At 45.7% G+C, this 14,770-nt stretch carries 14 protein-coding genes; 10 read left to right on the top strand and 4 right to left on the bottom strand.

Annotation, left to right across the window (positions count from 1 at the left end):
* The first annotated feature begins 35 nt into the window (after positions 1-35).
* From LWP20_RS04210 to LWP20_RS04190, 5 genes are all read left to right on the top strand, one after another.
* Positions 36-440 (top strand): hypothetical protein, encoded by a 405-nt coding sequence (locus tag LWP20_RS04210; RefSeq protein WP_242926856.1) that lies wholly within the window; start codon positions 36-38, stop codon positions 438-440.
* A 114-nt stretch (positions 441-554) separates the two neighbouring features.
* Complete coding sequence (locus tag LWP20_RS04205) at positions 555-959, top strand: EVE domain-containing protein (RefSeq protein WP_242926855.1); 405 nt, start codon at positions 555-557, stop codon at positions 957-959.
* A 114-nt stretch (positions 960-1,073) separates the two neighbouring features.
* On the top strand, positions 1,074-2,552 hold the full coding sequence (locus tag LWP20_RS04200) for a hypothetical protein (RefSeq protein ID WP_242926854.1): 1,479 nt from the start codon (positions 1,074-1,076) through the stop codon (positions 2,550-2,552).
* Positions 2,553-3,195: 643 nt separating this feature from the next.
* Complete coding sequence (pyrR, locus tag LWP20_RS04195) at positions 3,196-3,744, top strand: bifunctional pyr operon transcriptional regulator/uracil phosphoribosyltransferase PyrR (protein WP_242926853.1); 549 nt, start codon at positions 3,196-3,198, stop codon at positions 3,742-3,744.
* 9 nt (positions 3,745-3,753) lie between these two features.
* Entirely contained in the window at positions 3,754-4,677 is a 924-nt protein-coding gene (locus tag LWP20_RS04190) for an aspartate carbamoyltransferase catalytic subunit (protein WP_242926852.1), read from the top strand.
* A gap of 48 nt (positions 4,678-4,725) precedes the next feature.
* On the opposite strand, the gene LWP20_RS18220 is transcribed toward LWP20_RS04190, so the two are convergent.
* A complete protein-coding gene (locus LWP20_RS18220) occupies positions 4,726-4,854 on the bottom strand; it encodes a hypothetical protein (RefSeq protein ID WP_262914523.1) in 129 nt (42 codons plus the stop codon).
* 117 nt (positions 4,855-4,971) lie between these two features.
* Here LWP20_RS18220 and LWP20_RS04185 point away from each other — a divergent pair, with 117 nt between their 5' ends.
* Positions 4,972-6,015, top strand: coding sequence for an LLM class flavin-dependent oxidoreductase (locus LWP20_RS04185; RefSeq protein WP_242926851.1), 1,044 nt, complete (start codon positions 4,972-4,974; stop codon positions 6,013-6,015).
* Between the two features lie 139 nt (positions 6,016-6,154).
* Positions 6,155-6,691 (top strand): RBBP9/YdeN family alpha/beta hydrolase, encoded by a 537-nt coding sequence (locus LWP20_RS04180; RefSeq protein WP_242926850.1) that lies wholly within the window; start codon positions 6,155-6,157, stop codon positions 6,689-6,691.
* A gap of 98 nt (positions 6,692-6,789) precedes the next feature.
* Here LWP20_RS04180 and LWP20_RS04175 read toward each other — a convergent pair whose 3' ends face one another.
* The 3 genes from LWP20_RS04175 to LWP20_RS04165 all read right to left on the bottom strand — a co-directional run bounded on the left by LWP20_RS04175 (position 6,790) and on the right by LWP20_RS04165 (position 11,132).
* Entirely contained in the window at positions 6,790-8,259 is a 1,470-nt protein-coding gene (locus LWP20_RS04175) for an OmpA family protein (protein ID WP_242926849.1), read from the bottom strand.
* 390 nt (positions 8,260-8,649) lie between these two features.
* Positions 8,650-9,939 carry an aminopeptidase P N-terminal domain-containing protein gene (locus tag LWP20_RS04170; protein ID WP_242926848.1) on the bottom strand — a complete coding sequence of 430 codons (1,290 nt, stop codon included), beginning with the start codon at positions 9,937-9,939 and terminating at the stop codon, positions 8,650-8,652.
* 182 nt (positions 9,940-10,121) lie between these two features.
* Positions 10,122-11,132 carry a glycosyltransferase family 9 protein gene (locus tag LWP20_RS04165; protein WP_242926847.1) on the bottom strand — a complete coding sequence of 337 codons (1,011 nt, stop codon included), beginning with the start codon at positions 11,130-11,132 and terminating at the stop codon, positions 10,122-10,124.
* 264 nt (positions 11,133-11,396) lie between these two features.
* Here LWP20_RS04165 and LWP20_RS04160 point away from each other — a divergent pair, with 264 nt between their 5' ends.
* The 3 genes from LWP20_RS04160 (at position 11,397) to LWP20_RS04150 (ending at position 14,624) form a co-directional block, all read left to right on the top strand.
* On the top strand, positions 11,397-12,149 hold the full coding sequence (locus tag LWP20_RS04160) for a hypothetical protein (protein WP_242926846.1): 753 nt from the start codon (positions 11,397-11,399) through the stop codon (positions 12,147-12,149).
* Positions 12,150-12,657: 508 nt separating this feature from the next.
* Positions 12,658-13,890 (top strand): M16 family metallopeptidase, encoded by a 1,233-nt coding sequence (locus LWP20_RS04155; RefSeq protein WP_242926845.1) that lies wholly within the window; start codon positions 12,658-12,660, stop codon positions 13,888-13,890.
* 89 nt (positions 13,891-13,979) lie between these two features.
* On the top strand, positions 13,980-14,624 hold the full coding sequence (locus LWP20_RS04150; protein WP_242926844.1) for an O-methyltransferase: 645 nt from the start codon (positions 13,980-13,982) through the stop codon (positions 14,622-14,624).
* Positions 14,625-14,770: the final 146 nt, after the last annotated feature.

Raw genomic sequence — 14,770 nt, 5'->3', positions numbered from 1 at the left:
AAACCGTCTCTGATAAAAGAGCAACTGTATCTGCTATGAAACACGCTTCGTTACTTTGCATTTTGTGCCTGTTTTTGCTGGCCGGCACCTGTAAAAAACAGGAAAAATTAAAAAGCGAGCTGATGGGCAAAACCTGGCTCCATTCTTTTGAAGAAGACGAAGGCGACATTACAGTATACCGCCCCAACACGTATGATTTTGCGCCTTCGCGTGGCAGAACCGGTTTTGCACTGGAGCCCGACAACGTGATAAAACAATACGAAATTGCCCCAACTGACGGCTTGGAAGAGCGCCCCGGGAAATGGACATTAGGCGAGAAAAATACTATAAATGTTCATATTAACGGCAATGGCAGCCCCGAAGAAAACTATAGTTTAGAAATAGTATCGCTTAAGAATGACGTGCTGAAGATCAGGAAGAAGCAGGCTTCCAAAAAATAATTATACTTTATAAGCTGAGTTACTCTGTTGATGGGATTCGGTTTAACAAAAGGCAGCTCTGAATCTTTAAAATCTACCTCAAGTTCAATATTTATTTAGCAATTAAATTAACACATGCATTACTGGTTAGTAAAGTCGGAGCCCGAGACATTTTCGTGGGCTGATTTAGTGAGAGATGGCCGTGCCTGCTGGGATGGCGTACGAAATTTCCAGGCAAGAAATAACCTACAGCAAATGCAGCCCGGCGACATGGTACTGTTTTACCACAGCGTAACCCAGAAAGCAATAGTGGGCATAGCCAAAGTAGACAAAGCCGCTTACCCCGACCCAACCACTGACGATGCCAAATGGGTAGCCGTAGACCTGGTACCTTTCCGCGATTTCAGAGACCCGGTTACACTGGAACAGATAAAGCAGGACAAACGCCTTGAGAATATTGCCCTGCTGCGCCAGTCGCGCCTTTCGGTAATGCCGCTGCAGGCCAAAGAATTTGATGTGTTGCTTGCCCTGGGCAACTAGCACTTGCCGGCAGCAGGATTCTTTAAAGTATAACAACGAATATGGGCTAAACAGAGTACAAAGCCCTAAAGCCACTCTTATACTATTCTGGTACTTATTAGCATGATTAACCCTATGCCTAAAGTACGTTTCCTGCTGCTGTGCCTGCTTGCGCTTGCACCAGCCCTGCTATGCGCACAATCTCCTGTACAAAGTCTCCGCCTTGAACTTCCTTACAAAATAGAAGACACCGAGGTACAGGTAATTGCACTACCCGACAGCAGCCTGCTGGTTTATAGCAAAACTGATAATGCCTGGGGCACCAAAGCTACTTTCCTGCTCGAAAAGTATAACCATAAGCTGGAGAAAGTATGGAGCAAAAACCTGGATTTAGAGGCTGCCGACCAGTATATCCGTTATACTACAGAAGAGCCTTATACTTATTTCGCCTTCCAAAACGCTAACCCCGACGAGTATAAATTCCTGCGGATAGACATGGCTACCGGAGCGTTGCAGGTAACCGAACTCGAAGTTGAACTAGATTTCCTGTATGAGTTTAAAGTGCTCCAGGGCAAATACTTCCTGATCGGACGCAAGGGCACCGACGAAAAACCACTGCTATTGCACGCTAATCCGGAAAAGAAAGAAGTAAAGCAGTTACCCAGCATCTATGGCAACCAGTCTACTTTTTCAGACCTGCTCGCTGACCCGGAACATAACCGCATGGATGTAGTGCTTACCGAATCCAATGGCCGAATTTCAAGACTGCAGGTAAAGAGCTTTGCTGCCGATGGTGAACTTATCAGCAACCATTTTATACTTCAGAAACCCGACAAAAGCCTTTTGAGTGCAGAAGTAACACCCGGCGACAGTTCCGGTAAAATGCTATTCGGCACCTATGGCACCCGCGACCTGCGTTTTATGCAGGGCTTTTTTGCAGCACCAGTTGCCTCACAGGTGGTTGAGGGCCAGTTTTACAGCCTGCTTCAGCTAAAGAACTTTTTTAAATTCATTAGCCCGAAACGCGAAAAGCGCCTGCGAGCCCGCGAGGCCGACCGCCAGAAAACTGGAAAAGAGCCAGGTTACCATTACCGCGTTCTGCTGCACGATCTTATAACCACACCGGAAGGCTACATTCTGCCCTTAGAAGTATACTTCCCGCAGTATCAGAACACCTCTACATACTTTAATATGTCTATCAGAACGGCAGGAGCACGCCCAATGGAGGGTTATAAACGCACCCACGCTGTTGCCCTGGCTTTTGATAAGAACGGAACGTTGCTTTGGGATAATTGCTTTAAACTGAAAGATGTAGTAACCTTAGAGCTAACCCATGCCTTAGAAGTTGGCTACAGCCCCGATGGCAAAGTAATAATGGCTTATCCGGAAAATGGCAAAATCAAATATTCCATCATGCACCAGGACGAGTATAACGACAAGGAAAACGAACTGGAACTGCTGAGTTACGACAAAAAGGACAAAATCAGCACCACCGAAGAAACCGGCATTCGCAAATGGTATGGTTCGCACTTCGCTGCTTTCGGCTTCCAACGCATCAGATCCGGTGAAGATGGCGGGAGAAGCGTGTTCTTTATCAATAAGATCAGTTTTTGACCGGGTCTAACAGCGATGCGGATTTTGCTTCTGCTTATTATATCAGTTGTCATTTCAAGCTTGCCGAGAAATATGATGAAATCGAAGTATGATTTGCTAATCTCAAAGTATAAACCCACCCCCAACCCCTCCTTGTCTAAGGCGGGGAGCAAATACAGCCTTCGCCCTATAGTTAAAGTATAGTTTCATAGTTACTGTTTTGACACCCCTATTGAGCTCTGCTCGCAACTCTAAAGCTCCCGCTTTAGGTTGTCCTCAAAGGGACACTTCTGCTTTCCAGTTGCATAGCTACTTGCTATCTAATCTGTACCCAGTCCTTGGGTTGAGCGCCTTGTGAGATCCGGTGCCCGTTTAGGGCAGCCGCAGCGCAGTGGAGGCAGGAGGGAACACAGTGCGATGCCAAAGGACGAGCCCACGCGGGCTTGGAGCGAGCCAAAGTATAAAATGAAACGATAAAGTAATAAGACTGAGCGAAACAGCAAGTATGAAAGTATAGCCTTCTAATCAGTTACAAAAACTTTGGCTATACCACATCCCTCCTATCGTCGAAATCACAAAACTGACATTACAATCCAAACAAGAATCAACAATTATTTTCGCTTATTGCCTGAACCCTCTATATTTGCAATACATACATTCAGCTATGCAGAAAAGACTCATCGTAAACCATCAACTACTCGATATCATGGTGATGCGCCTTTGCCACCAGCTTATTGAGAACCACGGCGACTTTTCTGATTCTGTTATACTTGGGCTGCAACCGCGCGGCAAACAGGTAGCACAACGCCTACAACAAACGCTGGCAACTATACTTGGCAAACAAGTACCAACCGGCTACCTCGATACCACCTTTCACCGCGACGATTTCCGTAGAAGAGAAACACCTCTAACAGCCAATGCTACTAAAATTGATTTCCTGGTAGAGGGCAAAAAGGTAATTTTGGTAGATGATGTATTGTATACAGGGCGTTCTGTAAGGGCTGCCATGGATGCCATGATCGCTTATGGCCGGCCGGCAAACGTGGAATTGCTGGTACTTATAGACCGCCTCTATAGCCGCGACCTGCCCATTGAGGCAACGTACGTAGGCCGCAGGGTAAACTCGCTGCAAAGCCAGCGGGTGCTCGTAGAATGGAAAGGCGATAGCGCAACCGAAGATAATATCTGGCTTATCACTAAAAACGAAGACTAATTCTTACTCATGCAAGAGCTCAGCGTCAGGCACCTGTTAGGCATCAAAGACATCACCGCACAAGATATTCAGCTTATTTTTGAAACGGCTGATAACTTTAAAGATGTCCTGAACCGACCGATAAAGAAAGTGCCGTCGTTGCGAGATATTACCATTGCCAACGTTTTCTTCGAGAATTCTACCCGCACCCGTTTATCGTTTGAGCTGGCAGAAAAAAGGCTTTCAGCGGATGTGATCAACTTCAGCAGCAGCAGCAGTTCTGTTAAAAAAGGCGAAACCCTGCTTGATACCGTAAATAATATCCTGGCCATGAAAGTGGATATGATCGTGATGCGCCACTCCAGCCCGGGTTCGCCTCACTTTCTTAGCCGCCACATAAAAGCCAATATTGTAAACGCCGGCGATGGCACCCATGAACACCCTACCCAAGCCCTGCTCGACACTTTTTCTATCAGGGAGAAGTATGGCGATGTAGCTGGCAAAAAAGTGGTAATTATTGGCGATATTCTACATTCGCGCGTGGCCCTGTCCAACATCTTTGCCTTGCAGAAACTAGGCGCTGAAGTAATGGTTTGCGGCCCTATTACCCTTTTGCCAAAGTATATAAAAGAACTGGGCGTTAAGGTAGAACTAAACGTGCGTAAGGCCCTGGAATGGTGCGATGTGGCTAACGTGCTGCGTATACAGTTAGAGCGCCAGCAAATGAAATATTTCCCGTCGTTGCGTGAGTATACTTTATACTATGGCATCGACAAAAAAATGCTGGACAGCCTGGACAAAGAAATTACGCTGATGCACCCGGGCCCTATAAACCGTGGCGTAGAACTTAGCTCCGATGCTGCCGATTCTCACCATTCCATTATCTTGAACCAGGTAGAAAATGGTGTTGCTATCCGGATGGCGGTTTTATACTTGCTGGCTTCAAAACAATAAACTCACAGTTATACTTACTGCCAATCTAACCTGAAAGAACTATTCTTTTCAGCTGCTACCCTCTTCTTTATACTTAAGCATTTGCCTTATACTTTCTTTCAGGCTGCCTTCCGCATATTTATACTTTGTCAGAAAATCCTGATCTGTATAACTCCGACCTGCAGGCAAATTGCACATTGAACAGTATCTGTTTACTAAAACAATAACCTTTAATAAGGGTTTAGCTGTACAAGTATAAGATTGTTTATAACCATACTGCTTTTGTTTAACAGATATAAACGGTTTGGCCAATTCATGGATAGAAAAAAGAAGATAAAACTCAGTGTGTTAGATCAGTCTCCTGTACGCAAGGGTGGCAACGCAGTGCAGGCTATTAAAGAAACTATAAATTTGGCAAAAGCTGCCGATACCTTAGGCTTTACACGCTATTGGGTATCAGAGCACCATAACTCGCGTGGCCTGGCTGGCTCAACGCCGGAGGTACTGATAGCGCACCTGGCCGGCGAAACAACACGCATTCGGGTTGGTGCTGGTGGCGTTATGTTGCCGCACTACAGCGCCCTTAAAGTAGCTGAAAATTTTAAAATGCTGGAAATCCTTTTCCCGGGCCGCATAGATCTGGGCATCGGCCGCGCACCCGGCACCGACCGCCTTACAGCAGCTATACTTAATCCATCCAACGATTTTGATGAGCAGCAATTTATAGAGCAGTTGCAGCACCTGGGCCACTACCTGCACGACTCTTTTGAGCCAGGCCATGTAACCGAAAAAATACGCGCCATTCCGCAGGCCCCTACTGTGCCGCCGGTATGGCTGCTAAGCTCCAGTGGCCAAAGTGCTTTATTTGCAGCTAATTTCGGGCTTGCATTCTCTTTCGCACATTTTATTAATCCTAACGGCGGGCCAGCTATAGTACAGAACTATAAACAGCATTTTCATCCGTCGGAGTTTTTTAACAAGCCTAAAACCAATGTAGGTGTATTTGTACTTTGCGCCAACACAGAAGAAAAAGTAGCAGAACTACAGGAAACTATGGACCTGGTAATGCTCCGGGTTGAGAAAGGCATACTTGCAGGCATACCTCCTTACAAAGATGTAGTAGCTCAAAAGTATACGCCTGCAGAGCAAGAGCGCATAAACCATAACCGGCAACGCATAATTAGCGGTACCCCTGACCAGGTAAAGGAAAAGCTGGAAACCCTGGCTGCAGCCTACGATGCAGATGAGCTGGTACTGGTAACTATAACCCACGATTTTGAAGACAGGCTGGAGTCTTACAGGTTGCTTTCCGAAGCTTTCTCGCTCGGCAAACCCAACCCATACTCCAGTGCACTGTAAGATTTATACTTACCCCTTAATTACTTCTTATGCTAATGTGGCCAGAAGAAATTATTACCTGAGTTTATACTTTCAGGTTAAGCTATACTTTATACTTTGTTATTTTGCAGGCTTTCAACCATCAAACAAAGTATAGCAGATGCCCGAAATACAGATTATACATGTGCCCGGATTAGGGAATTCAGGGCCTGAGCACTGGCAAAGCTTATGGCAGGCGCAGCAACCACAAAGTATACGCGTGCAGCAAAACAATTGGGATAACCCGGTTTGCCATGATTGGGTAGAGAAGCTGCAGGAAGTAATTAAGCAAGCTGGCAATAAAGAAATTGTGCTGGTTGCACACAGCCTGGGCTGCCTGACGGTGATACATTGGGCAAGAAAGTATAACGCCAATATAAAAGGTGCACTGCTTGTGGCTCCGCCTGAAGTTGAAACAGATGTTTCTCTAAAAGAAGTGTTAGACTTCGCTCCTTTCCCCAAACATAAATTACCATTCAGAACTATACTTGTTGCTAGTACCGACGATGATTACCTGACCATAGAGCGGGCTGAATACTTGGCTGATATCTGGGGCAGCGAGTTTGTGAACGTTGGTGCAAAAGGCCATATTAATTCATACTCTAACATAGGCGACTGGCCCGAAGGAAAGACAATTCTGGAAAAGCTGTTAGCTTAATTAAGGTACAAATCCCGATAGTTACCACTAATCATAAACAAAAAAGGCGCCGCAGAAAATTCTGCGGCGCCTTTTTTGTTTTAATATTTAGCCGGAGCTTACTCCATATTGATCTTCATCTCAGGGGTGTTGAGCTCAAAGCCTACTCGTCTGTTTCGGGCACGTGCCGTAGCAGTTCTTGCTTTTGAAAGGCGAGTATTAACTTTTACAAGTGGCTGAGTTTCACCGTAGCCTTTAGTTACCAGTCTGTCTGGGTTTTTAACACCTCTAGATACTAAGTAATCTTTTACAGCTTGTGCTCTGCGCTCAGACAATGCCTGGTTATACTCTTCAGAACCGATGTGGTCAGCGTGACCTTTGATCAGGAGTACGTGGTCAGGGTATTTCTCAAGGGCAACTACAATGCTGTCAAGCAATTGCTGGTAACCATCCTGTACACGAGCCTGGTCAAACTCGAAGCGTACTTTCTCTTCCATCAGTTTTAAAGTACGGGCATCAAGCTCAGGGCAACCACCTTTATCAGCCGGGCCTGCAGAGTTAGGGCAAAGGTCTTTGTCATCAGCAACACCGTCACCGTCAGAGTCAGTAGCGCAACCATCGGCACCTACCTGCTGGCCAGCCGGAGTGTCTGGGCACTTATCGTCTTTGTCTGCAACACCGTCGCCATCAGCATCAGGGCAACCGTTTGTAGCGGCTGTACCGGCTTCATCAGGGCACTGGTCGTTTTTATCAGCTACACCGTCGCCGTCTTTATCTGGGCAACCACCTAAGTTAGCTACGCCAGCCTCAGCAGGGCACTCATCCTGGTAGTCAGCAACACCGTCGCCGTCAGTATCAACAGGGCAACCCTGCTTATCAACCTGAACACCGGTTGGAGTATCAGGGCATTTGTCTCTTCTGTCCGGAACACCATCAGCATCAGTATCTTTTGCTTTACCTAAGTTAAAGCCAAGACCAACGTTATGCATCAGGAAGCGGTCGTTGCCACCACCTTCATAACCATCGATCTTATCGTTTCCAGTTACCATGTAACCAGACTGGATAAAGGCACTAACAGCATCAGAGAAACGGAAACGCAAACCGGCACCACCTAAAGCAGCTGGCGTGAAGAATTTATCATCTTGCTGCACTGTTCCGTCGGCTCTTGTTGCATCGGTTTTAACCCATGCACCACCACCGTTCACAAACAGGTATGGCCCGATAAATGCATCCTCTTTCAGGATTTTGCCATTGTTCATTTTCAGCCTTAAGCCTAACATGGCAGTTCCAAGCTGAGCATCAAATTTACCCAGGCTCGGGTTTGCAGCTTCGGTGCTACCATAGGTCAGGTGCAGGCCACCATCAAAAGACGGGCTGATATAACGGTTAAGCGAAAGGCCACCACCCCACTCTAGCCTGTCGGCTTCGAAATGCTGGTTTTCAAGCTCGCCTTTGTACTGAAGGGCACTACCGTATATCTGAATGTTTGTTTTTTGATCTGCACTTTGCGCAAGTGAGTCTGTATTAGCTGCCAGCAGGCAGACAGACGCCAGAGCAGCTGTACTTAATTTTGAGAGATATTTTTGCATAGTTTTACAAAGTATATTTTGATATGTCAATACGTACATATTTCAGCTAAGTTTTTCTGCTGCCATATTAAAATTCTGGCAAGCGGGTTAACTTCATAAGGAGATGTGGATGCTTGAAAGGAAATGTAGAGTTTTACCATACATTCTAGTTTTCTTAAACGTTTACTTTAATTACCTGACATTCAAATGTGTTATTGCACCATTTCAGTAGAGGTATACCTATCCCGTCAGGAAATAAGGTACACCTGATTAATTCAACTGCAACCGCCTGACAAGGTTTTATCCGTGCAAAAAAAAAAATTTAAAGGCAGGAAAAATAGTGTAAGTGCAACAAAAAAGGCTGCCAATGACATTGGCAGCCTCCTTAGGCATTATAAACTTTCGTTACTTTTAACGATTCATCAGGCTTTCTATTTCATCAGCCTCCAGCGGAATATCTTTCATCAGATCTACAGGGCCATTTCTGGTAACCAGGATATCGTTCTCTAACCTTATTCCTATACCTTCTTCTCTTATATATATGCCCGGCTCGCAGGTAAACACCATACCTTCTTCAAACGGTCTGTACTTGCTTCCCACATCATGCACATCCAAACCTAATAAATGCGAGGTGCCATGCATAAAGTATTTTTTGTATAGCGGTTTATCCGGGTTCTGGTTTCTCACATCCTCTACAGTAAGCAGCCCCAGCCTTATCAGCTCGTTTTCCATTACAGTGCCCACAAAAGCGTGGTACTGATCGAGGGTATTGCCGGGCACCAGCATTTGTGTGGCTGCTTTCATTACGTGCAATACGGCTTCGTACACATCGCGCTGGCGAGGCGTAAATTTGCCGTTTACCGGAACAGTGCGGGTAAGATCGGAGGCATAGTTGGCATATTCGGCACCAAAATCCATCAGTACAAGGTCACCGTCTTTACACTCCTGGTCGTTATCTACATAATGCAGGATGCAGGCATTCGCGCCAGAGGCAATTATAGAACCATAGGCTGGTCCGCGCGATCGGTTACGGATAAACTCATGGTACAGCTCCGCTTCTATTTCATACTCCATTACCCCTGGTTTTATAAAATTCAGTAGCCGGCGGAAACCAAGCTCGGTAATGTGGCAGGCTTTTTTTATGAGCGCAATTTCATGCTCTGATTTGATGGCCCGCAGGTAATGCATGATGGGTGCGCTGCGCTCATACTTATGCAGCGGGTAAGTTTCTTTACACCATTTTATAAAACGGGCATCGCGGGTTTCTACCTCCACCACGGCACGCAGGTGCTCGTTTGAGTTCAGGTATACATGCTCAGCCTCCAGCATCAGGGAGTTTAATACTGATTTAAATTCGTGCGTCCAAAGTATGGTTTTGATTCCTGATACTTCCTGCGCCTGCTTTTTGGTGAGTTTATAGCCTTCCCAGGTTAAAATATGGTCGTTTGTTTCGCGCACAAATAGTACTTCCTTCATCCGCTGGTCGCGGGCATCCGGAAAAAGCAGCAATACACTTTCTTCCTGGTCTACCCCCGACAGGTAAAACAGATCGTTGTTTTGCCGGAAAGCCATAGTGCCATCCGCGTTGGTTGGCATGATGTCGTTGGAGTGAAAAATGGCGATGGAGGAGGGCTGGAGCCGCTTGGTAAAGTTATGCCGGTTCTGGATAAACAACTCCGGACTGATGGGCATATATCTCATAGTTTTATCTGCTGGTTATGTCAGGATACGGTTTCTATACCTGAAGGCATAGATTTTAAGCTGATACTAAGATATAAAAATTCTGAAGCAGGCAAGTATAAAGTGTGCACCTGTTAGGCTTACAACATTTGTAAACTAACGGCCACAAGTATAAAATAAGTATAGAATCTTAAAAAGTGGATTTAGATAACAGCCTGCGCTTCTGCCAGGGTCAGCACTTCAAGTAATTGCTCGTTACGGATATCGCGGGCGCATTTAAAATGACCTTGCGGACAGGCTTTGTAACCATGCAAACCGCAAGGGCGGCAATATAATGGTTCTTCTCTTTCTACCACCTCCGCAAATTCGGCCAGTGGGCCAAAGCCAAAACGTGGTACTGTAGAGCAATAAACTGCACAGGTTGGCGCATTCAGAGCCGAAGCCAGGTGCATCGGGCCCGAGTCGTTCACATAATTAAGTATAGCGTCCTGCATCAGTGCCGCCGATTGCAACAGGTTTAGCTGCCCGCACAGATTTACCACCTGCCTGTTTATACTTTGTACTATAATATCGTCGCAGTGCTGTTTATCGGCCGGCGAGCCCAGTAAGTATATTGTATAGTTTGGGGCTATACTATTAATAAGTGTAACCCACTGCTCTTTCGGGAACTGCTTTGTAAACCATACCGAAGTTGGCGCCATACAGATAAAAGGCTGCTGCTTCAGGGGCTGTACTTTTATAAAATCCTGTTCAGATGGGTATAGCTTAGGTTTAGCTGCCTGGCTATCCGTTATACTTTGAATGAGCAAATGGTTGCGCTCTACTTCATGTGTACCTGATTCTACATCGTGCTGGTAGCGGCGCGTAAAGAAACGGGAGAAAGGATTTTTATCGAAACCAACTGTTTCACGGGCACCAGACAAGGCCGTAAGTATGCCGGTAGCACCAAAGCGCTGCACGTTAACTACAAGGTCATACTTTTGTTTACGGATGTGGCCCAGCAATTTAAGCAGGCTTTTATACTTGCCTTGCTGCTTATCCCATATCAATACTTCATTCAGCAGCGGATGGCCTTTCAGCAACGATTCGTTTCCTTTGCGCAGCAGAAAGTCCAGGCGGGCATTCGGGTAAAAAGTATGCAGTTTTTCTACCAGCGCCGTTGCCAGCACCACATCTCCCAAAAAAGCCGTTTGTATGATCAGTATATTTTTCATGCCGTTAAGGCAAAGCTACGCGAAAGTGCCCGTAGTTAAAAGCAAAGTATAAATTCAGGCTTTGAGTTAAGCAGCTTATACCTTTCCACAAAAAGCATTATTTATCCACAATCAGTTAAAATCCGGGCATTGGGGATGAATAAAAATTAAAGATTCTCGTTGTGTCTCTTGATATTTGCAGTTGGTGCAACATGCCCATAATTATATTTCAGAATTAACCGGTAAAATCCTGCAAGCACACGTTTTACCCACTTTCAGCTTTTTATGAAAAAACACGTTTACTCTCTTAGTCTTATTGCCGGTCTTTTATTTTTGTTGTCGGGTTGCGTTTCTACTTACATGCCCAATGTGCCCAACGTGCCTATGTTTACCGAACAAGGCGAGCTGAGCGCTGCCGCCCATGTTACGCCAAAAGGCAATATTACCTTTAACACTGCCTATGCCGTTTCTGACCATTTTGCTGTACTTGTAAATGGCTCTATGCTGAACAGCGAGCGGAAAAAGCGTGATTTCAAACATAACCTGCTCGAAGCTGGCGGCGGTTATTTTACCACCTTCGGCCCTAACCAGGACCGCGTGCTGGAAATTTACGGTGGTCTTGGCCGTGGCAGCAGCGACCGTATAGAAAAAGACGAGAATGAGAAAGGCGAGATGATTTACGACCGCCGCGAAGCTAATTTCGGTAAATACTTTGTACAGGTAAACTTCAGCTCGAAACGCAAAAAATCATTAAGGTTGCTGAGTTATGAGTTTCCGCTTAACTATGGCACCGCCCTGCGCGCCAGCTACATCAACATGAATAAGTACCAACTCAATGGCGTAGACCAAACCACTGAAGATAATATTTTCCTGGAGCCCATCTTTTATACCCGCCTTGCCTTAAGCCCATCGGTGCAGCTACAATATACCAGTGGCGGTAATTTCGGCCTTAAAAACCGTAAATCTCTTACAGCCGGCTATTCTGTTTTCTCGCTTGGTTTTGTAATTAACGTTGGCGGCCAGGCAAAGAATAGATAGAAGCTTTGAGACAAGTGTGATTTGTCATTCTGAGTGTTGCGAAAAATCTGGATGGATAAGTTATAGTTTCATAGTTGAAATAAAACATCCCCCTGCCCCCTTCAAAGGGGGACTTAGTTCCAGTTACAAAGCCGCTAACGAAGAAGTGTCGTTTCCAGTCCTTGGGTGAGGGTGCAGGGGCCCCCTTTAGAGAGCGCCTTGTGAGATTCCGGTGCCGTAAGGCATTGCGACGTTAGGAGCAAAGGAAGGGAACACAGCGCGATGCCCAAAGACGAGGCCGCCCGGCCATGAGGGCACCAAAGTATAAATTGAAACTATAGGTAAGTATAAATGAGGAAGAAAACCAACTACGCAACTATACCTGCTTACCTAACTGCAAAAGCTTCAACTATAAAACAATTCCACACTTTCAACAACACCGAAATCAAATCATATCCTCCTCAAAAATCTAACATCACTTTTAACTCAACGCTCTTTCCCGTAACTTTGCAGGCTAACTCGCGACTTAATGCTTGATTATCATATCCATACATTACCGAACGGTATCCGTATCGTTCACAAACAAGTTACACACACCAAAATCGCGCACAGCGGCTTTATACTTGATATAGGCAGCCGCGATGAGTTGCCGGTGCAGCAAGGCCTGGCCCATTTCTGGGAGCACATGGCTTTTAAAGGTACGGCCAAGCGCAAATCTTTTCACATTATTAATAGCCTGGAATCGGTAGGTGGCGAGCTGAATGCTTATACTACCAAGGAAAAGTTATGCTTTTACAGCTCCGTGCTGGATAAGCACTTCGAACGATCATTTGAGCTGCTGACAGACATTACATTCCGTTCGGTTTTCCCGGAGAAGGAAATTGAAAAAGAGCGTGGCGTAATTCTGGAAGAAATGGCCATGTACCTCGACACGCCTGAAGAAGCTATTGTAGATGAATTTGATGCCGTGATCTATGGCAACCACCCGCTTGGCAACAACATACTGGGTACTACAGAAAGTGTTTCGGGTTTCCAGAAGCAGGATTTCTTAAGTTTTATTGACCGCAACCTAAGCACCGATGCCATTGTTTTTTGTTCGGTTAGCAACCTGCCTTTCGAGAAAGTAGTGAAACTGGCCGAGAAATTCTTGAAAGACATCCCAACTATAAAAAAAGAGCGCGACCGCATACTTGTTGATAAGTATAAGCCGCAAACTATAACAATAGAAAAATCTATTTCGCAGGCGCATTGCGTACTGGGTTGCCCTGCTTATGCACTGAGCGATGAGCGCCGTATTCCGTTTTTTATGCTCGTTAACCTGTTGGGCGGGCCCGGCATGAACTCGCGCCTGAACCTGGCTGTGCGCGAAAAGTATGGCCTTGTTTATACTATAGACGCCAACTATGCCACTTATATAGATACTGGTCTGCTTTCGATATACTTCGGAACAGAGAAAAAACAGCTGAAGCGCACCACTTCGCTTGTACTGAAAGAACTGAAAAAGCTGCGCGAAAAACCGCTTGGCTCGTTGCAACTGCATACTGCTAAGGAACAACTGATGGGCCAACTGGCAATGGCAGAAGAAAGCAATATGGGCCTGATGATGATGATGGGAAAAAGTATACTAGACCTGAACAAGGTAGAAACCCTGAACGAGATCTTTGACAAGATCAAGAACATTACAGCTCCGGACCTGGTGGAAATTGCTAACGACGTGCTCCGCGAAGACCAGCTCAGCTTCCTGAACTATGTGCCTAGTTAATTGCTGATTGCTTACTGTTTGGAGTTCACATTATACCTCTACTACAAAAGCAATCAATAAAAAACAATTATCAATTAACAATCAGACCCATGGAATTTATAGACGAAGAGCTGCTGCGCTATTCAGAAGAGCATACCACTGCCGAAAGTGAACTGCTGCGCAAGGTAAACCGCCAGACACACCTGAATGTACTGAAGCCGCGCATGCTTTCAGGGCATTTGCAGGGCAGGCTGCTGGCCATGTTCTCGCAAATGGTAAAGCCAAAGCAGGTGCTCGAAATTGGTACTTATACCGGTTACTCCGCTCTTTGCCTTGCCGAGGGTTTGCAGCCAGGCGGCATTATCCATACTATAGATAAGAACGAAGAGCTGGAAGACATGGTGCGTGGCTACATAGCCGAGGCCGGCCTTACAGAAAGTATAAAACTATACATTGGTAACGCACTCGATATTGTACCAACCATAGATGCTACTTTTGATATGGTATTTATAGATGCCGACAAGATAAACAACGCCACTTACTACGACATGGTTTTTGACAGAGTAGCCAAAGGTGGTTATATAATTGCCGATAATGTGCTCTGGAGTGGCAAAGTGCTGGAGAAGTACCGCAAAAAATTAGACGAAGACACCGCTGCATTGCTGGCGTTTAACAAAAAGGTGCAAGACGATGAACGGGTAGAGAACATTTTGCTGCCGGTACGCGATGGCCTGATGATTGCCCGCAAACTATAAACTATACTTACCACTTTTCTCTGCAACGAACGCACAATGTGCAGTTCCGGCCATACTTTTAGCCGGAACTGCACATTTACATTGCCTCCCCAAAAATTTATAAAAAAGAAGTTCGTTCTATCCTTTAGAATGAGCGCAAAATTACG

The organism is Pontibacter vulgaris (assembly GCF_022758145.1).
Lineage (GTDB): Bacteria > Bacteroidota > Bacteroidia > Cytophagales > Hymenobacteraceae > Pontibacter > Pontibacter vulgaris.
The sequence above is the reverse complement of the archived record's forward strand: the minus strand, read 5'-3'. Positions and strand labels throughout refer to the sequence as shown.